Genomic DNA, 19,614 nt, shown 5'->3' on the forward strand with positions numbered 1-19,614 from the left:
GAAGAAGATGTGTGTTCTTCATCACTGTAGTGTTGTTTATCAGTAATCATAAATTAAGCATAAAATCAAAATGGCAAAAGAGACGTTTGACCGCTCGAAACCCCACGTGAATATTGGTACTATCGGGCACGTTGACCATGGAAAAACCACCCTTACTGCTGCGATTACTACTGTATTGGCAGATAAAGGTTTCGCTCAAAAACGCGATTTTTCCACAATTGATAATGCCCCTGAAGAGAAGGAGCGTGGTATTACAATCAATACTTCACACGTAGAATACCAGACTGCAAACCGCCACTACGCGCACGTTGACTGTCCGGGTCACGCTGACTACGTTAAAAACATGGTGACTGGAGCTGCCCAGATGGACGGCGCTATCATCGTGGTAGCTGCAACAGACGGTCCTATGCCGCAAACCCGCGAGCACATCCTTTTGGCTCGTCAGGTAGGTGTGCCTCAGCTGGTAGTTTTCATGAACAAAGTTGACTTGGTAGATGATCCCGAGTTGTTGGAGCTTGTTGAAATGGAAATCCGTGAGCTGCTTAGCTTCTATGACTTCGATGGTGACAACATCCCTGTAATTCAAGGTTCTGCTTTGGGTGGTTTGAACAACGAGCCGAAGTGGGTTGCCAAAATCGAAGAGTTGATGGATGCAGTTGATAGCTGGATTCCGATCCCTCCGCGTATGACTGATCTTCCGTTCCTGATGCCGGTTGAGGACGTATTCTCAATCACTGGTCGTGGAACTGTAGCTACAGGTCGTATCGAGCGTGGTGTGATCAACTCAGGTGAAGCAGTTGATATCCTCGGTATGGGTGCAGAAAACCTTAAGTCTACTGTTACCGGGGTAGAAATGTTCCGTAAGATTCTTGACAGAGGTGAGGCTGGCGATAACGTAGGTCTGTTGCTCCGTGGTATCGACAAAGAAGATATCCGCAGAGGGATGGTAATCTGTAAGCCGGGTTCTGTGAAGCCGCACGCTAAATTCAAGGCTGAGGTTTACGTTCTTTCGAAAGAAGAAGGAGGCCGTCATACACCGTTCTTCAACAAATACCGTCCGCAGTTCTACTTCCGTACAACTGACGTAACAGGAGAGATTTCACTTCCTGCAGGTGTTGAAATGGTTATGCCTGGTGATAACATCACGATTGAAGTAGCATTGATCAACAAAATCGCTATGGAGAAAGGACTTCGTTTCGCGATCCGCGAAGGTGGTCGTACCGTAGGTGCTGGTCAGGTTACTGAAATCTTAGACTAAGTCTTTCTGCTAAGGCTACAAAAAAGAACAGTGCATTTCTTCGGGGTGCACTGTTCTAAGTGTAAAAAAATCACTATCTTTGCAGCCCGAAACAGATAAAAAGGGAAACACGGGCATAGTTCAAGGGTAGAATAGCGGTCTCCAAAACCGTTGATGGGAGTTCGAATCTCTCTGCCCGTGCGTAACTCAGAACAAGAATGAACAGAATAGCTGAATTTTTCAAAGCCTCCTGGGAGGAGTTCACACAACATGTGACCTGGCCTACTTTCAAAGAGCTTCAGGCCAATACTACGTTGGTGTTAATTGGCTCTCTGATTTTTGCTCTGGTAGTAGGACTTATGGATCTGGCGTTCGAAAACGGGCTCAATCTTTTCTATAGGTCATTCTAAAGTATTAAGGCTTTTAAACAGGAAACCAAGCGGATATGGGCAGTGGACTAAACTGGTATGTATTGAGAGCGGTCTCAGGTCAGGAGAAGAAAATCAAATCCTACATCGAGAATGAGATCACGCGCCAGAAGTTAGGAGAATATGTTCCTCAGATCCTGATCCCTGCAGAGAAAGTTTTTGAGCTTAGAAATGGTAAAAAGCGGGTTCGGGAAAAGAACTTTTTTCCGGGTTATATTATCATTTCCGCCGACCTTTCGCAAGGGGAGGTTTTTCACATTATCACCAGTATTCCCGGGGTAATCGGGTTCCTGGGCAGTTCTGAAGGTACTTCCAAAACACCCATCCCGTTGCGCCAGTCCGAAGTGAACCGGATCCTGGGCAAGGTAGATGAGGCCTCCGAGGAAATAGCAGCACCGGTAGTGAGCTTTTACGAAGGCGAAACAGTTAAGATCGTCGACGGGCCATTCTCTTCTTTTATCGGTGTCGTAGAAGCTGTTTTTGACGAACGTAAGAAATTAAAAGTAGTTGTAAAGATTTTTGGGCGGAGTCAGCCCGTTGAGCTAAGTTACGCGCAAGTAGAAAAGGATAGTTGAGCATAAAAGCGGCAGGTGCTTCCACTGCTTGAACGCTGATATGAACAATTGACCACATTTAATTAAAACAATGGCAAAAGAGATAGCTGGATACGTTAAACTCCAAGTGAAGGGGGGGCAAGCAAACCCATCTCCACCCATTGGACCTGCCTTAGGTTCGAAAGGGTTGAACATCATGGAGTTCTGCAAGCAGTTCAACGGCCGTACCCAAGACAAGCAAGGGACGGTGTTGCCTGTGGTGATCACCTACTACAAAGACAAGTCTTTCGACTTCGTCATCAAAACTCCTCCGGCAGCGAACCTTCTGTTGGAAGCAGCGAAAGTGAAAGGTGGTTCTGCTCAGCCCAACCGTAACAAGGTAGGTGCTGTAACCTGGGAACAGGTTCGTCAGATTGCCGAGACCAAACTTCCTGACCTGAACTGTTTTACAGTGGAGGCCGGAATGAAAATGGTCGCCGGAACTGCACGCAGTATGGGTATAACGGTTACAGGAACCGCTCCCTGGGAGTAAATAAACTTGGGTGCTTAACCCTGTAAGTAGCAAAGAAATGGGAAAATTGACCAAAAAGAGAAAAGAGGCGCTCTCCAAACTGGAACCGGGTAAAGAGTATTCTTTGGTTGAAGCTGCCGATGTCCTGAAAAGTATCACTTATACCAAGTTTGATGCTTCTGTTGACATCGACGTACGCCTGGGTGTAGACCCGCGTAAAGCCGACCAAATGGTACGCGGGGTGGTTACCCTGCCTTACGGTACCGGAAAGGATGTAAGAGTGCTGGTACTTTGTTCTCCGGATAAAGTGGAAGAAGCAAAGGCCGCCGGTGCAGACCATGTTGGGCTTGATGATTATATCCAGAAAATCGAACAGGGATGGACGGATATTGACGTAATCATTACCATGCCCAGCGTAATGGCTAAAGTTGGTAAGCTTGGAAAGGTACTGGGCCCTAGAGGTCTTATGCCCAACCCCAAGTCGGGAACTGTAACCGCTGAAGTCGGGAAGGCAGTCCAGGAAGTGAAGGCGGGTAAGATTGACTTTAAAGTCGATAAAACCGGTATCATTCATACCAGCATAGGTAAGGTATCCTTTGATTCGGAGAAACTGGCTAAGAACGCACAGGAGGTGATCAACACCCTGGTGAGACTGAAGCCTGCTACTGCAAAAGGTACTTATTTGGGTTCGATTCACTTGTCAAGTACGATGAGTCCGAGTGTGTCAATCGATAAGACAACGATTCCAGGAATTTAATTATGACAAGAGAAGAAAAATCGGCGATCGTAGAAGAACTGAGTGCTAAGTTCGCCACTACGCCTTATTTCTACATTGTTAAGGCAAACGGGATGTCTGTAGCGGAAACTAACCAGCTGCGCCGCCTTTGCTTTGAAAATGGTGTCGAATACAAAGTCGTAAAAAATACACTTATCAAAAAAGCGCTGGATACCCTTGACACGGATTATTCCGGGTTCGATGACAGCGTGCTGAAAGGGTTTTCCGGTATTCTGTTTCACCCTGAATCGGGTAAAGTACCTGCGCGTCTCATCAAGGAGTTCCGCGGGAAAACAAGCGCCGACAAGTTTAACTTGAAAGGAGCTTCAGTTGATTCCTCCGTTTTCGTAGGAGCAGATCAACTCGAGGCTTTGATCGCCCTGAAGTCCAAACAGGAACTTTTGGGAGAAGTTATCGGTCTCCTCCAATCTCCGGCTCAGAATGTTATTTCTGCGTTGAAAGGTGGTGGAAACAAAATCGCTGGTATCTTGAAGACTTTGTCCGAGAAAGAGGAAGCATAACACAATTATTATTTTAAAAATTTCGTAATCAATTTAATCAAGAATAAAAATGGCAGATTTAAAAGCTTTCGCAGAGCAGCTTGTTAATCTTACAGTTAAAGAGGTAAATGAACTTGCTGGTATCCTGAAGGATGAGTATGGTATCGAGCCTGCTGCTGCTGGTGCTGTTGTAGTAGCTGGACCTGCTGGCGGTGGAGCTGGTGATGCTCCTGCTGCTGCTGCTGAGCAAACTTCTTTTGATGTAATTCTTAAATCAGCTGGTGCAGGTAAACTTGCTGTTGTGAAACTGGTGAAAGACCTGACTGGTTTGGGATTGAAAGAAGCTAAAGAACTTGTTGACGGAGCTCCGAAACCATTGAAAGAAGGAGTTGCTAAAGACGAAGCTGAAGCGCTGAAAAAGCAGCTTGAAGAAGCTGGTGCTGAAGTAGAAGTTAAGTAATTTTAGCTTTATACACCGTTTTTAGGGAATAGATCCTTCTTTTGGATCTATTCCTTATTGTGTTTTCAGCTAAAAACGTGTGTTTTTCCGGGAGTTCAGCTCCGCTTTCTGAAAACACTTTTCTTCATCGGGCCCATCCGAAACACTGCCTTGCTCGTAGAAAAGGACAGTAAAGGGGTGAGGTTCGATCCACTACGAGGCAAATTAGTATTCGGCGCCCTGCAAGCTGCGCGGGTCCGGATCATTTCTTTCAACCAAAAGCAATTTGGCCTTGGCTACAAAAACTTCACCCAGAAAAAATTTTGCCCGGATTAGGCCGGTCATTGATTATCCTGATTTTTTAGCCGTTCAAGTACAGTCTTTCAGGGATTTCTTCAGTTTGGACACGTCGGCGGAAAACCGTACCGACGAAGGTCTCTACAAAGTGTTTGCAGAGAACTTCCCGATCGCTGACTCCCGCGAAAACTTCGTACTCGAATTTGTGGACTACCTTCTGGAGCCACCGAAATATTCAGTTGACGAATCAATCGACAGAGGGCTTACCTACGCAGTGCCGTTAAAAGCCAAGCTGCGACTGATCAACAACGACACCGATAACGAAGACTTTGAAACGATCGAGCAGGAAGTGTTCCTGGGGAATATCCCGTACATGACCGAAAAGGGCTCGTTCGTTATTAATGGCGCCGAGCGTGTAATCGTTTCCCAGCTGCACCGTTCACCGGGTGTGTTCTTCTCCATGAGCAAGCACACCAATGGTACTAAATTGTATTCGGCCCGGATTATCCCGTTCAAAGGGTCCTGGATTGAGTTCTCTACGGACGTTAACAACGTGATGTACGCTTACATCGACCGTAAGAAGAAGTTCCCGGTTACCACGCTTCTGCGTGCCATAGGGTTCGGGTCAGATAAAGATATTTTGGATCTTTTCGGACTTTCGGAAGAGATTGACGCTACCAAGACCAACCTCAAAAAGGCCGTCGGCCGTCGCCTCGCTGCCCGGGTTTTACGTACCTGGACAGAAGACTTCGTTGACGAGGATACCGGCGAGGTGGTTTCCATCCAGCGGAATGAGGTTCTCCTGGAGCGTGACTCCGAGATCTCCGAGGAAGATATCAGCCTGATTTTAGACTCCGGCCACAAATCGATCATTCTTCACAAAGAGGATATGAACGTGGCCGATTACAATATTATATACAACACCCTCCAGAAGGACAGCTCCAACTCGGACAAGGAAGCGGTAGAGCAGATCTATCGTCAGCTCCGGAACGCGGAAGCACCCGACGAGCAGACTGCCCGCGAGGTAATCCAGAGCTTGTTCTTCAGTGACAAGCGTTATGATCTGGGGGATGTTGGCCGTTACAGGATCAACAAAAAGCTCGGTTCCGATACCAGCCTTGACGTGAGGGTTCTGACAACGGAGGACATTGTTTCCATCGTGAAATACCTGATCGGTTTGATCAACGCCAAAGCGGTTGTCGATGATATCGATCACTTGTCCAACCGTCGTGTGCGTACCGTAGGTGAGCAGCTGTACGCCCAGTTCGGCGTAGGTCTGGCCCGTATGGCGCGTACGATCAAAGAACGTATGAACGTTCGCGATAATGAGGACTTCAAGCCTGTGGACCTGATCAACGCGAGAACGCTTTCGTCCGTGATCAATTCATTTTTCGGTACCAACCAGCTCTCGCAATTCATGGACCAGACCAACCCGCTGGCCGAGATTACGCACAAAAGGCGTATGTCGGCACTCGGGCCCGGCGGTCTTTCGAGAGAGCGGGCAGGTTTCGAGGTTCGTGACGTTCACTACACGCACTACGGCCGTCTTTGTACAATCGAAACGCCGGAAGGACCTAATATCGGTTTGATTTCGTCGCTTTGCGTTTACGCGAAAGTGAACGGCATGGGCTTCATCGAAACGCCTTACCGCGTGGTGAAGGAAGGTGGCAAGATCACCAACGATATTGTTTACATGACCGCGGAGGAGGAAGATGGCCGTTACATTGCCCAGGCAGACGCTACGGTAGATGACGGTGGTACTTTCTCCGGAGATAAAGTGAAGGCGCGTTTTGAGGGCGATTTCCCGCTGGTAGAAGGCGAGCAGGTGTCCTTTATGGATATCGCGGCTAACCAGATTGTGTCCGTAGCGGCTTCGCTTATTCCTTTCCTGGAGCACGATGATGCGAACCGGGCCCTGATGGGATCCAACATGCAACGCCAGGCAGTGCCTTTGTTGCGCCCTCAGGCTCCTATTGTAGGTACCGGCCTTGAGAAGAGCGTGGCCATGGATTCACGTGCGCTGATCGTTGCGGAAGGCGAAGGCGTGGTTGACTTTGTCGACGCCTCGAAGATCGTTATCCGTTATGACCGTACCGAGGAAGATGACCTCGTGAACTTCCAAAGCGCAGTTAAAACGTACGACCTTGTGAAATTCCGTCGTACCAACCAGGATACCTGTCTTAACCTTCAGCCGCTTGTTCTGAAAGGTGAGAAAATCAAGGCGGGACAGGTGCTTTGTGAAGGTTATGGTACCCAGGGCGGCGAGCTGGCGCTAGGCCGGAACCTCCTGGTGGCGTTCATGCCGTGGCAGGGATACAACTTTGAGGATGCGATTGTGATTTCCGAAAAAGTGGTTCGGGATGACATCTTTACCTCTATCCATATTGAGGAATTCGAGCTGGAAGTGCGGGATACGAAACGTGGTGAGGAAGAGCTTACCGCTGAGATCCCGAACGTAAGTGAGGAAACCGTAAGAAATCTTGACGAGAACGGTATCGTCCGTGTTGGTACAGAGGTGAAGGAAGGCGATATCCTGATCGGTAAGATTACACCGAAAGGAGAATCGGATCCGACGCCTGAAGAAAAGCTTCTCCGCGCTATTTTCGGCGACAAAGCCGGTGACGTGAAGGATGCTTCGAAGAAAGCGCCGCCTTCTATGAAAGGTGTGGTGATTGATACCAAACTGTTTGCACGTCCTTCCAAAGAGGAGCGTTCCAAGCATAAGGATGAGCTGAAGGCACTCCTGAAGAAGTACAGCCAGGATCTTACTGCGGTAAGAGAGGTGATGATCGAGAAACTGTCGACATTGCTTGACGGCGCTACCAGCCAGGGTGTTAAGCACAAGTTCGGTAACGAGCTTTTGGCGAAAGGCGTGAAGTTCAGCAAGAAGAACATCACCGATGCCATATTCCCGAATGCCAACCCTTACCGGGATGAGAGTCAGTATGCTGTCCCTGAAGAAGTTAATATTCTTGCGGATATTCTTACTGACAACTGGACGGAAGATGCGCATACCAACAACCTTGTATCTGCTTTGGTACGCAACTACCTCGGCAGAAGGAGCGAGCTCATGGGACGTTTCAAACGCGAGCGTTTTGCCCTGGAGGTGGGTGACGAATTGCCGGCCGGTATTGTGAAGCTTGCAAAAGTATACATTGCCAAGAAGCGTAAGCTGAAAGTAGGGGATAAAATGGCGGGCCGCCACGGTAACAAAGGGGTAGTTGCCCGTATTGTTCGTGATGAGGACATGCCATTCCTGGAAGACGGTACGCCTGTTGACATCGTATTGAACCCGCTCGGGGTTCCTTCGCGGATGAACATCGGTCAGATTTACGAAACTATTCTGGCATGGGCCGGTCTGAAACTCGGACGTCGTTATGCGACACCTATTTTTGACGGCGCCTCAGAAGAGGAAGTAGAATCCGAATTGAAAGACGCGGGACTGCCCTCACTGGGCCGTACCCCGCTTTACAACGGTCTGACCGGGGAATTGTTCGATCAGCCGGTAACCGTGGGCGTAATTTACATGTTGAAACTGGGTCACCTTGTAGACGACAAGATGCACGCCCGTTCCATCGGACCGTACTCGCTTATCACGCAGCAACCGCTGGGAGGTAAGGCGCAGTTCGGGGGCCAGCGTTTCGGAGAAATGGAGGTTTGGGCGCTCGAAGCTTTTGGCGCATCACACATCCTCCAGGAGATCCTCACTGTAAAATCAGATGACGTAGTGGGTAGGGCAAAAGCCTATGAGGCCATCGTAAAAGGTGAAAACCTTCCGAAGCCGAGCATTCCTGAATCATTCAACGTATTGGTTCATGAATTGAGAGGTCTGGCACTCGAAATTACTTTGGAATAAGGCAAAGGTCCTTTTGCAAAACTGTAAAAGGACCGGCTTTTTCAACTGGTTTTAGTGATGGGGTGCGGGACGGACCGGCCGCTGGAAAGCGCCGGCCGGCAGGGGCACCCGGGTAAACATTCTTTTCGCAACAATTCAAAAGGATATGTCTTTTAAAAAGAATAAAAAGCTAAATAATGACTTCTCCAGTATCACCATCAGTCTGGCGTCGCCGGAATCGATCCTGGAAAGTTCATATGGCGAAGTAACCCAACCGGAAACCATTAACTACCGTACTTACAAACCCGAAATGGGCGGTTTGTTTTGCGAGCGGATTTTTGGTCCCGTGAAGGATTGGGAATGTCACTGTGGTAAATACAAACGTATCCGCTACAAAGGCATTATTTGCGACCGCTGCGGGGTTGAGGTCACCGAGAAAAAGGTGCGCCGGGAGCGTATGGGACACATCGAATTGGTGGTACCCGTAGCTCATATCTGGTATTTCAGAAGTCTTCCGAACAAAATCGGCTATCTTTTGGGAATGTCAACCAAAAAGCTTGACCAGATCATCTATTACGAACGGTATGTGGTCATCCAGCCGGGCGTGAAAGAGGAAGACGGGGTGAAGCAGCTTGATTTCCTGACTGAGGATGAGTACCTCGAGATTCTCGATAAACTTCCGCGCGACAACCAATTGTTGCCGGATGTTGATCCGAATAAATTTATTGCCAAGATGGGCGCCGAGGCATTGGAAATGTTGTTGGGACGTACGCAGCTCGACCAGTTGTCTTACGACCTGCGCCACCAGGCAGCTACTGACACTTCGCAGCAACGGAAGGCCGATGCGCTGAAGCGTCTGAAAGTAGTAGAGGCTTTCCGCGACGCCAATACCCGTATTGAAAACCGTCCTGAATGGATGGTGATCAAGATGGTGCCGGTAATTCCGCCTGAATTGCGCCCGTTGGTGCCTTTGGACGGCGGACGTTTTGCAACATCCGATCTTAACGACCTTTACCGTCGGGTAATTATCAGGAACAACCGTCTGAAGCGCCTGATCGAAATCAAGGCGCCTGAAGTGATTCTCCGGAACGAAAAGCGGATGCTCCAGGAAGCAGTTGACTCGCTGTTCGATAACAGCCGCAAAGTCAATGCAGTGCGTTCAGAAGGTAACCGTGCCCTGAAATCGCTTTCGGATATGCTGAAAGGTAAGCAGGGACGTTTCCGTCAAAACCTGTTGGGTAAGCGGGTTGACTATTCAGGTCGTTCTGTTATCGTCGTGGGTCCTGAGCTCAAATTGCATGAGTGCGGGTTCCCGAAAGATATGGCGGCCGAGCTGTTCAAGCCGTTCATTATCCGCAAACTTATTGAAAGGGGTATCGTTAAAACCGTTAAATCGGCGAAGAAGATTGTAGACCGCAAGGATCCTGTCATCTGGGATATTCTTGAAAATGTGTTGAAAGGCCACCCGGTATTGCTTAACCGGGCTCCTACACTTCACCGTTTGGGTATCCAGGCATTCCAGCCCAAGCTGATTGAAGGAAAAGCGATCCAGCTTCACCCGTTGGTTTGTACCGCGTTCAACGCTGACTTTGACGGTGACCAGATGGCGGTGCACGTGCCGCTTGGTCAGGAAGCCATCCTGGAAGCTTCTCTTTTGATGCTGTCTTCTCACAATATTCTCAACCCGGCCAACGGAGCGCCCATTACCGTTCCTTCGCAGGACATGGTGCTCGGGCTGTACTACGTGACCAAGGGCAGAAAAGGTTCGCCTGAAATGCCGGTTGCGGGAGAAGGGCACACCTTCTATAGCGGGGAAGAGGTAATTATTGCGATCAACGAAGGTAAAGTTTCCAAACATGCGCACATCAAAGTCCGGGCGGAAGTCCGGAACGAAGACGGTACGTTTGAAACCAAACTGATCGAAACCGTTGCCGGCCGGATCCTGTTTAACCAGGCTGTGCCGAAGGAGGTAGGTTATATCAACGAGCTGCTGACCAAGAAAAAGCTTCAGCAAATCATCGGGCACGTATTTAAACTGGCCGGCGGTGCGCGTACAGCTCAATTCCTTGACGAGATCAAGGAACTTGGTTTCCAGATGGCCTTCCGCGGCGGTTTGTCGATCGGGCTTGGAGATGTGATGATCCCGGCAGAGAAAGAAAAGCTGATTGCCGAAGCAAAAGGCGATGTGGACGTGGTATGGAGCAACTACCTCATGGGTCTCATCACCGAAAACGAACGTTACAACCAGGTGATCGATATCTGGACACGGGTTAACTCACGCATCACCGAAACGCTGATGAAACAGCTGGAAAGTGACCAGGGCGGCTTTAACTCCATTTATATGATGATGCACTCCGGAGCACGGGGTTCTCGCGAGCAGATCCGTCAGTTGGGTGGAATGAGGGGGCTTATGGCCAAACCTCAGAAGAACATCGGCGGCGGTGTTGGTGAAATCATCGAAAACCCGATTCTTTCAAACTTTAAGGAAGGTTTGGACGTATTGGAGTACTTTATCTCTACCCACGGCGCCCGGAAAGGTCTTGCTGATACGGCTTTGAAAACGGCCGATGCAGGTTACCTGACCCGTCGTCTCCACGACGTTGCCCAGGATGTGGTAGTAAACGAGGAAGATTGCCAGACACTCAGAGGTATCCAGATTTCGGCGCTTAAGGACAACGAGGACATCGTGGAGCCTTTGTCTGAAAGGATTCTGGGACGTGTGAGCGTGCACGATATTTTTGATCCGCTTACCAATGAGCTGATCGTAGAGAGCGGTGGAGAAATTACGGAAGAAATTGCGGCTACGATTGATGAAACAAGCATCGACACCGTTGAAATCCGTTCAGTACTTACCTGCGAAACGCGTAACGGGGTTTGCTCCAAATGTTACGGCCGGAGCATGGCAACTGCCAGGATGGTTGACATCGGAGAGGCAGTCGGCGTAATCGCTTCGCAGTCTATTGGTGAACCGGGTACACAGCTGACGCTTCGTACCTTCCACGTAGGGGGTACTGCTTCTAACATTGCAGTAGAAGCCAACATTAAGGCGAAATTCGACGGGTTGATTCACTTCGAAGACCTTCGTTTGGTAAAATCTACCAACGCAGAGGGAGAGGAAGTCGTTATCGTAATGGGCCGTTCGGGCGAGGTAAGGATTCTTCACCCCGAAACCAAGCAGCTGTTGATCGCCAACAACGTGCCTTATGGCGCTGTCCTGGCGGTGAAAGACGGGCAAATGGTTACGAAAGGGCAGGAGCTTTGTACCTGGGATCCTTATAACGCGGTGATTCTTTCTGAATTTGACGGGGATGTTTCTTTCGAAGCCATCGAAGAAGGAATTACTTATCGCGAGGAGTTTGATGAGCAAACCGGCTTCCAGGAGGCGGTAATTATCGAAACCCGGGATAAAACGAAAAACCCTGCCGTAGCGGTTAAAGGAAAGAGCCCGCTTCTGAAAGAGCAGACAGGCAAGTCTTATAACCTGCCGGTAGGCGCTCGTCTTGTTATCAAAAATGGCAGCAAGGTGAAAGCCGGACAGCCGCTGGCGAAAATCCCGCGGGTAGTTGGTAAGACAAGGGATATCACCGGAGGTCTTCCGAGGGTTACCGAGCTTTTCGAAGCGCGTAACCCGTCGAACCCGGCGACTGTCACCGAAATCGACGGCGTGGTATCGTATGGTGGCGTGAAACGCGGTAACCGTGAGATCCTGATCGAGTCGAAAGACGGTACGCAGCGCAGGTACCTGGTACCTTTGTCGAAGCATATCCTGGTTCAGGATGGCGACTTTGTGAAAGCGGGAGATCCGTTGTCAGACGGTGCCATTACGCCGGCCGATATCCTTTCTATCAAAGGGCCTACCGCGGTTCAGGAATACCTGGTGAATGAAATTCAGGAGGTATACCGTCTGCAGGGTGTGAAGATCAACGACAAACATATTGAATGTATCGTTCGCCAGATGATGCAGAAAGTTGAGATTATCGACGCTGGTGATACCAACTTCCTGGAAATGCAGCCGGTTGACCGTTGGGTGTTCCGCGAGGAGAACGATAAGGTTTTCGATCTGAAAGTGGTGGAAGATGCCGGGGATTCCGAAAGTCTTCGCCCGGGTATGATCCTCAACCTTCGCAAGCTGAGAGACGAAAACTCAAGCCTGAAACGTCGCGATCTGAAGATCGTGAAGGCAAGAGACGCCCAGCCTGCAGTTGCCCGCCCCACGCTGATGGGTATTACCCAGGCTTCATTGGGTACCGAGAGCGTTATGTCGGCAGCTTCCTTCCAGGAAACTACCAAGGTGTTGAGCGAAGCCGCTGTTCGTGGCAAGCGTGACGACCTGCTGGGTCTGAAAGAGAACGTGATCGTAGGTCACCTGATCTCGGCCGGTACCGGTATGCGTAAATACACCGAGCTGATCGTAGGCTCAAAAGAAGAGTACGAAAACCTGCAGGAGTCAAAAGAGAAATCTTCCCGCAAGAAGAAAGAAACTGTGTAGAAGCACCGCAGTTTTGAAATAAAATTTAAAGCCGGCTCTCGCAAGAGGGCCGGCTTTAAATTTATAACCGGATTATTTCAGGTCAATCAGCGCCGTTAAGGGCCGGTGGTCCGAGTAATGCACCGCGGGCGCCGAAACACTTTTTACCTGTTGCAACGCAGCGGGGCTAACCAGGATATAATCTATTGTTTTTGCAGGCAGCGTATCGGGGAAGGTCGGTGTTAGGGAGGTGTTTACGGACTGCAGATGCTGCTGCAATTGCTGTATTTCATCCGTATCAGGCGTTGCATTCAGATCTCCGGTAAATATGACCGGCAACCGGACGTCGGAAAGATATTGAAGCGTTTCTTTGACCTGCGACTGCCGGGTAGCTTTGTCGAACGCGGAATAATGCGCCGTTACAAAAAGGATTTTCTTTTCGCCGGGTAATTCAACCGTGGCGAACAACATCGAGACCGATTTCCCGTTCGGGCCTTCCTTTAAGAGCTGCAGCTTTTTGCTTTCCGTTTTTAATATCGGGTATTTTGAAAGTATCCCTAAACCGTAGGCGCCGCCCTGGTACGGAAAGTGCCGGATAAAGGCATAATGCATACCCGTGAGCTCAGCGAGTCTTTTCATCTGGTCTGTTTTCCCGGACCGCTCACACAAGCTGTCCACTTCCTGCAACCCCACTATATCGGGCTTCCTGCTGTTAATGAAGTGGCCCATAGAATCCAATGAACTTCGCTCATGTTTGTCTGCGCCGTGGTGTATATTGTAAGACATCACCTGCAGCTGCTGCGACCACCCTCCCGAAAATGACAGGCAGAACACAGCTATCATCAAATACGGTTGTAATATTCTCATTTTCTATCCCTTAGTTCCCGTTATTGGTTGCGCCATTTTCCCACCCGGGATTTTGAATAAGTTGCGGGTTCAGGTTGATAGCACCAATGGGGATGGGGTACAGGTATTGCTTAGGACCCCACACCTTTTTCGAATCATTGTTGGTATACCAGGCGAGATAGTATCCCTTTTTATCTCCGGCAGGATGGACCTGAATGATTTCCGCCGCAGGATTGGTACTCACCTTTACCTTGTACGGGCTTGCATTATTTGAAGTTGCAACCGCAGCTGCAAGACCCGCGTCATCCGTGTAGTATATTACATCGTGGGTCCCGTTATGATCGACATCCAGCGGCTGGTTAATACCCGGGATATACATACCTGTCCAGCTTTTTTTGAAAAGATCACCGCGTTTCCAGCGCCGGAGATCGTCGAAGCGGAATCCTTCAAACAGCAATTCAATGGCCCGCTCACGACGGATTTCAAGGATGACGGGGTCGGTGACATCCGGGAAATAGTATTCCTTCAAATAGTTGTCGACGACCAAAGGCTTGGACACGATTCCGCCCGTGATTCCGGCCCGCGCCCTGAGTGCGCCAATGGTTGCTGCCCAATCCTGGTCCGTAAGCGTTCCCTGCTCGGCTTTGGCCTCTGCATAATTAAGCAGTACCTCCCCCAACCTGATCAGTTGTATGGCATGTGTGCTCTCTGTCCGGCTGTCTCCGATGGTAGCGTCTACCGACAATTTAATTGGTTGATAGCCTAGCCGGGCATATCCGCTGAATACCGGCAAAGCAATATTTCCTTCCCGTATATAGCCCGGGTAGCGGAGTGACGACTTCAATCGTTCGTCCCTGTTCTGAAATTCTTCATAGAAATCTTCATACTGCCAGTTGGTACGGTTTGTGTAGGGCGTACCGTCTTTCTGGAGGTAGGTACAAACGAACGGTCGTATCAGGTTTATTCCCGAACCATATGTTTCCGAAGTCCAGCGCCAGTTGGCACTGTGCTTCACACCAAGCGAAGCATTGGCAGCAATTGCCAGCAATGTTTCGGAAACGGGGGGGACGTCACTGGTGAACAGTCCGCGGTAATTGCTATGCAGGCGCTTGCCTGATTCTTTCATGACTTTACCGGCGGCTTCCTCTGCGCGTTTCAGCCAGGTGTCTGCCGAAGTAGCGAGACTGAGGTTATGGTATTTCCGGAAAGTCCCTTCGAACAATGCGACACGCGATGCTAATGCATAAGCGGCCCATTTGGTTACCAGGGTACTTTGAGCGGCATCCGACGCCCGCACGATGTGCTCACCGGCAAACATCAGGTCTTCATATACTTTTTCCATGACGAGTTCACGCGAATCGCGGGCGCCATACAGAAGATCTTTTTCGCTGGGATCCAGCGGATGATCTATCCAGGGGACATCTCCGAAACGACGCACTTTTTCGTAGTAAAACCAGGCACGGAAAAAACGGGCCAGGCCGGTGTAGTCGTTTCTTACTTTTTCTGAAATGGCGGGATCCGTGTTGTTTAAAATGAAATAGTTCAGGTTTCTGAGCGGAGACCATTCATTCACATTCCAGCCACTGGAGTTGTTTTCGCTGAAAGAGTTGATGAGCGTGAACCCGGCAAGGGTATTGGTAGCGCCGTAATCAACCAATGATTGCTCTACAATTGCCTGTTCTGTGGCGTCAGGAAATATGTCGTAGAAGGACATGGAGTAAGCTTTCAGCCCTTCTTCGGAACTGAAAATAGCTTTTTTGTCGGTAGAAGTGACAACGGGCTCATCCATGGTACACCCGTAGGGTAGCGCAATCAGAAGTACTATATAGCCAATGTATTTTTTCATCTTCATAAAAATTGATGTGATAATGTGTCCCGATCTTCTCCCGGAAACACAATACTTAATTTTTTGTCGGCTGAGAAGTTGAACAACTTCAACCTCAAACCTCCCAGCTCAAACCTCACAACTCAAACCTCACAACTCAGAAAGTAAGTGAAATCCCCATTGAATAGGTTTTCAGGATGGGATAGCTGTTCCCGGCCCCCTGGTTATAATCTTTATTAAGGTCTGAGTCCGTATTTCCGACTGTCGAAGACACATCCATAAAGTCTTTTGTCCATTTATACAGGGGCGACCAGCTGGCCAGATTTTCACCGCTGAAATAAATCCTGGCATTTTTCAATCCGATTCCCGATATCCACGATGCAGGCAGTGAATATCCCAGCTGAAGGTTTTTCAGCCTCAAAAAGGAAACTCTTTGAAGATAGCGGTCGTTGGGCACGTAGTTGGTGTAGCCGAGCGCGCCGTTGTACTGCGCATAGCGCGGTAAATACGCGTCCCGGTTGTTTTCAGTCCAATAGTTGCCCAGGTGCCATGCAGGCATTTGATTGTAGCCCCGGTTGTACTGTCCCCAGAAGGCGCTTTCTGTTCCCGGGTACCAGTGCTGTCGGCCTATCCCATGTAAAAATGCGGAAAAGAAGAACCCGTTCCAATCGCCGCCCAGTGTAAAACTATACTGGTAGCGGGGCTCTGTGTTGCCTATAATGGTCATGTCACCCGGGTTGCTTAGTGTTTGCGCACCCTTGGTAATCATGTTGTCCGCGCTACCGTCCAGGTTGCGGATCTTTACGTCCCCAGCGCGCCAGACTGCATCGGCCGACGACTTAAAGATGGTGTTGATATAGGAATCAGGGGTCGGGTCTTCCTGGAACAGCCCGTCGGTACGGAAGCCCCAGAGCTCACCGATCACCTTGCCGTCGTAATAGTCGGTAAATCGTTTATCCGGGTTGTAATATTTATCAATCTTCGAAACGTAGTCGAAAAGAGCGGCGCGAACATGATATTTAAAGGGTTTCGAATCCAGGGTGAATTTGTCCTGCCAGTTGAGCGACAGTTCAAATCCTTTCGTGGTCATATCCGCATAGTTGCCTTTGGGAGAGGTTGCTCCGAAAATATCGGGTAATGTAGGCCCGGCAACGTACATATTTGTGGTTTTACGTACATAGTAGTCGCCGTTTAGCGTCAGTCTGTTACGGAACATGCCGAGATCGAGCCCGAAGTTTGCGGTTGTGGCTCTTTCCCAGGTAAGGCCGGAAGGGATTGGAGCCGGTACGCTGGTACTTTTGTTCAGGGCATTGTCAAGCACGCGCCCTGAGTTGCCTACACTTAATAATTCCAGAAACTGGTAAGGCGAGATGTTCCCGTTGCCCAGCGAGCCATAGGAAGCCCGGAACTTGAGATCGGAAACGAGGTTGCGGTTTACCTTCCAGAAAGATTCTTCGGTTATTCTCCAGGCGCCGGAAACCGACGGGAAGAAGCCCCATTGCTGATCTACCGGAAAGCGGGTAGAGCCATCGTAACGCCCGTTAATTTCCAGCAGGTAACGTTCTTTAAAGCCATAGTTGAGGCGGAAAAAAGCACCGGCGGTCTTCCACCGGGTGACAATCGCGCCGGGGATAATAGAGGCACCGGTCGCGAGCTGCACACTTTCCGCACTTTCGAGAAGCAGCTGGTTACGTTCGATGCTATTGGACTTGTAGTCCGAAGTTTCGTAATTCCAGCCTCCCATCGCTTTCAAAAAATGCTTTTGATCGAGTGTTTTTTCGAATTCAGCATACAGGTTAGAAGCGGTGTACAAAGTTCGCCCTGTCGACTCATAAATTATGCCGTTCAAATCTCCGGCATAAGAAGGAGCTTCTGCTTTTGAATTCTGATAATAGGGGACTTTCACCCGCTTCCAGAAATAGTCACGGTCATTGTATCGGTAGGTAAAGTCACCATTGATACGAAACGTGTTTTCAAAGAAACTGGTGTTGAAACCGGCGGTATTCCTAAACAGGTTTTGTTTGGTGTCCTGGTAGTTATTCCCTTCTATGAAGGCCGCCAGCGACGAAGCGCCACCGCGGGTGTAGGTGCCGTCGGGGTTATACATGGGCAATGTCGGGAAGGCCGAAACTTCAATGTAGCGCTGAATATTGGCACTGCGGCCTAAAGCCGAATAAGGCATGTGGTAATTGTTATTGGAAAACTCCATGTTGTTGGTCAGCGTCAGCCAATTGTAAGCTTTCAGCGAACCTTTTGCCCGGAGATTATACGACCGGTAGGTGTCGGGATCGAAATTGTATATTCCTCCGAAATTGTAGAAACGACCGGATAAAAGGAAATCGGACTTATCGTTTCCACCGGAAATACTCAGATTATGATCCTGATTGAGTGAGCGCTTTTTGAAAAGCTTGTTCATCCAGTCAAAATTGTCATAATACTCGTAGTCACCGTTCGGCAGTATTTCCGTTTTGGGAGCCGCGCCCGATGCTTTCCAGGCTCTCAGGCGTTCGAGCCAGTCGTCACTGTAAAACTGTGTGTTGTTGTTGATTGAAGTGGGCAAAGTTCCCTGTGTATTGTAATAGGATTCCCGGAAATGCTCCAGCCACGTGACCGCATCGGTCACAAATTCCGGCCGCTTTGCCAGCGACTGGCTCGAGAAATTGGTGGAGTAATTGACGGTAGTTTTTCCCTTTGTGGCGCGCCTGGTGGTAATGAGTACTACGCCGAAAGAACCCCGGGCACCATAAATAGCTGCGGAAGCCGCATCTTTCAACACACTGACGCTTTCGATATCATTGGGATTTAAAAAGGAGGGGTCGCCTTCCACCCCGTCGATCAGGACCAGTGCGCTTCCGCCCTGACCAATAGAGGTTCTGCCCCGGACGTTGAAAGACGCCGAGCGGGTGGGCTTGCCGTCTTCCAGGAAAAGATTCAGGTTGGGTACGGCGCCCTGCAGGGCTTGCGTGGTGTTGGCAATAGACCTGTTTTCGAAAACCTCTTTTCCTACTGCCTCAACGGCCCCTGTCAGGTTGACTTTCTTCTGTGTTCCGTAACCGACCACCACTATTTCCTCCAGTGACTTATCGTCTACTTTCAGTGATACCTTAAGGTTTGACGTTGATCCGACCGTAATCTCCTGAGACTGGTAGCCGACAAAAGAAACTACAAGTATAGCATTCTCGTCGGGGACCTGGATCATGAATACGCCTTCGGAATTGGTAATGGTTCCGCGTGAGGTACCTTTCAAAAGGATATTTACGCCGGGTAATCCTTCTCCTTTTTCATCCAGTACGGTACCATTCACAGTTCGTTCAGTTGCCAGCTGTATGGCCTCCGCTGCCTGGGTACCGGGGAAGAGCAGATCGCCGGAGCCTGGTAACGTACTTTGTATACGTATTGCGATTTTGCCGTTTATTACACTGTAACTGACGCGGTCGGGGAGGAACAATTCGTCGAGCGCTTCTGCTATTGTTTTCCCTTCGAACAGTACTGAAACCTTACGGGTTACGGGCAGCATCTTTGAGCTGTACACAAACGGAATACCGCTTTGTGTTTCCATCCGGTGCAGGATTTTTTTTATTTCGGTATTTTCCGCAGAAAAAGTGATTTTTTTTGACAACAGTTCCTGGGCTCCCGAAACATGCGCATACATGGCGGAAGAGCTGACAATAATAGCGAATAGATATAATAACGATATTCTCATAACCTTACCGATTGGTATTGCAAATACGTCTGTTTTTTTGATTGGTTTTGTCATATCAGATTATGATAGTTTTAACAAATACGATGCTGCCGGCCCGGAAGGGCGGAAAGAGCGAAGCAGATCTTTGAGTGCGGGAGAGGGCCGGTTGCCGGGTCACCTCTATGGTTCTTTTCCGGAGTGTAAAGTAGTAGTCAGT

At 49.4% G+C, this 19,614-nt stretch carries 12 protein-coding genes and 1 tRNA gene; 10 read left to right on the top strand and 3 right to left on the bottom strand.

Going from position 1 to position 19,614, the window contains the following annotated elements; genetic code table 11:
* Positions 1-70: 70 nt before the first annotated feature.
* The 10 genes from tuf (at position 71) to rpoC (ending at position 13,065) form a co-directional block, all read left to right on the top strand.
* Positions 71-1,258, top strand: coding sequence for an elongation factor Tu (gene tuf, locus ABD852_RS22060; RefSeq protein WP_345032888.1), 1,188 nt, complete (start codon positions 71-73; stop codon positions 1,256-1,258).
* Between the two features lie 109 nt (positions 1,259-1,367).
* Positions 1,368-1,438, top strand: a tRNA-Trp gene (locus ABD852_RS22065).
* Positions 1,439-1,455: 17 nt separating this feature from the next.
* Complete coding sequence (gene secE, locus ABD852_RS22070) at positions 1,456-1,647, top strand: preprotein translocase subunit SecE (protein ID WP_345032890.1); 192 nt, start codon at positions 1,456-1,458, stop codon at positions 1,645-1,647.
* A gap of 35 nt (positions 1,648-1,682) precedes the next feature.
* Entirely contained in the window at positions 1,683-2,240 is a 558-nt protein-coding gene (gene nusG, locus ABD852_RS22075; RefSeq protein ID WP_345032892.1) for a transcription termination/antitermination protein NusG, read from the top strand.
* 70 nt (positions 2,241-2,310) lie between these two features.
* Positions 2,311-2,751 carry a 50S ribosomal protein L11 gene (gene rplK / locus ABD852_RS22080; protein WP_345032893.1) on the top strand — a complete coding sequence of 147 codons (441 nt, stop codon included), beginning with the start codon at positions 2,311-2,313 and terminating at the stop codon, positions 2,749-2,751.
* A gap of 37 nt (positions 2,752-2,788) precedes the next feature.
* Positions 2,789-3,487 carry a 50S ribosomal protein L1 gene (rplA, locus tag ABD852_RS22085; protein WP_345032895.1) on the top strand — a complete coding sequence of 233 codons (699 nt, stop codon included), beginning with the start codon at positions 2,789-2,791 and terminating at the stop codon, positions 3,485-3,487.
* A 2-nt stretch (positions 3,488-3,489) separates the two neighbouring features.
* Positions 3,490-4,026, top strand: a complete 537-nt coding sequence (gene rplJ, locus ABD852_RS22090; protein ID WP_345032897.1) for a 50S ribosomal protein L10 — start codon at positions 3,490-3,492, stop codon at positions 4,024-4,026.
* Positions 4,027-4,075: 49 nt separating this feature from the next.
* Positions 4,076-4,465, top strand: coding sequence for a 50S ribosomal protein L7/L12 (gene rplL, locus ABD852_RS22095; protein WP_345032899.1), 390 nt, complete (start codon positions 4,076-4,078; stop codon positions 4,463-4,465).
* A gap of 265 nt (positions 4,466-4,730) precedes the next feature.
* Positions 4,731-8,597 (top strand): DNA-directed RNA polymerase subunit beta, encoded by a 3,867-nt coding sequence (gene rpoB, locus ABD852_RS22100; protein WP_345032901.1) that lies wholly within the window; start codon positions 4,731-4,733, stop codon positions 8,595-8,597.
* A gap of 145 nt (positions 8,598-8,742) precedes the next feature.
* Positions 8,743-13,065 (top strand): DNA-directed RNA polymerase subunit beta', encoded by a 4,323-nt coding sequence (rpoC, locus tag ABD852_RS22105; RefSeq protein WP_345032903.1) that lies wholly within the window; start codon positions 8,743-8,745, stop codon positions 13,063-13,065.
* 72 nt (positions 13,066-13,137) lie between these two features.
* Here the strand turns inward: rpoC and ABD852_RS22110 are convergent, their stop codons facing one another.
* From ABD852_RS22110 to ABD852_RS22120, 3 genes are all read right to left on the bottom strand, one after another.
* Positions 13,138-13,887: an endonuclease/exonuclease/phosphatase family protein gene (locus ABD852_RS22110; RefSeq protein WP_345032904.1), complete on the bottom strand. Its 750-nt coding sequence runs from the start codon at positions 13,885-13,887 to the stop codon at positions 13,138-13,140.
* Between the two features lie 34 nt (positions 13,888-13,921).
* On the bottom strand, positions 13,922-15,736 hold the full coding sequence (locus tag ABD852_RS22115) for a RagB/SusD family nutrient uptake outer membrane protein (RefSeq protein ID WP_345032906.1): 1,815 nt from the start codon (positions 15,734-15,736) through the stop codon (positions 13,922-13,924).
* 136 nt (positions 15,737-15,872) lie between these two features.
* Positions 15,873-19,418, bottom strand: a complete 3,546-nt coding sequence (locus ABD852_RS22120) for a SusC/RagA family TonB-linked outer membrane protein (RefSeq protein WP_345032908.1) — start codon at positions 19,416-19,418, stop codon at positions 15,873-15,875.
* Positions 19,419-19,614: the final 196 nt, after the last annotated feature.

Origin of the sequence: Ravibacter arvi (assembly GCF_039540405.1) — a bacterium.
GTDB classification, from domain to species: Bacteria; Bacteroidota; Bacteroidia; order Cytophagales; family Spirosomataceae; genus Ravibacter; species Ravibacter arvi.

What these genes read in the sequence shown, in the direction of transcription:
- tuf (WP_345032888.1), top strand. Translation starts at nt 71, where the DNA reads ATGGCAAAAGAGACGTTTGACCGCTCGAAACCCCACGTGAATATTGGT.
- secE (WP_345032890.1), top strand. Translation starts at nt 1,456, where the DNA reads ATGAACAGAATAGCTGAATTTTTCAAAGCCTCCTGGGAGGAGTTCACA.
- nusG (WP_345032892.1), top strand. Translation starts at nt 1,683, where the DNA reads ATGGGCAGTGGACTAAACTGGTATGTATTGAGAGCGGTCTCAGGTCAG.
- rplK (WP_345032893.1), top strand. Translation starts at nt 2,311, where the DNA reads ATGGCAAAAGAGATAGCTGGATACGTTAAACTCCAAGTGAAGGGGGGG.
- rplA (WP_345032895.1), top strand. Translation starts at nt 2,789, where the DNA reads ATGGGAAAATTGACCAAAAAGAGAAAAGAGGCGCTCTCCAAACTGGAA.
- rplJ (WP_345032897.1), top strand. Translation starts at nt 3,490, where the DNA reads ATGACAAGAGAAGAAAAATCGGCGATCGTAGAAGAACTGAGTGCTAAG.
- rplL (WP_345032899.1), top strand. Translation starts at nt 4,076, where the DNA reads ATGGCAGATTTAAAAGCTTTCGCAGAGCAGCTTGTTAATCTTACAGTT.
- rpoC (WP_345032903.1), top strand. Translation starts at nt 8,743, where the DNA reads ATGTCTTTTAAAAAGAATAAAAAGCTAAATAATGACTTCTCCAGTATC.
- ABD852_RS22110 (WP_345032904.1), bottom strand. Translation starts at nt 13,887, where the DNA reads ATGATAGCTGTGTTCTGCCTGTCATTTTCGGGAGGGTGGTCGCAGCAG.
- ABD852_RS22115 (WP_345032906.1), bottom strand. Translation starts at nt 15,736, where the DNA reads ATGAAAAAATACATTGGCTATATAGTACTTCTGATTGCGCTACCCTAC.
- ABD852_RS22120 (WP_345032908.1), bottom strand. Translation starts at nt 19,418, where the DNA reads ATGAGAATATCGTTATTATATCTATTCGCTATTATTGTCAGCTCTTCC.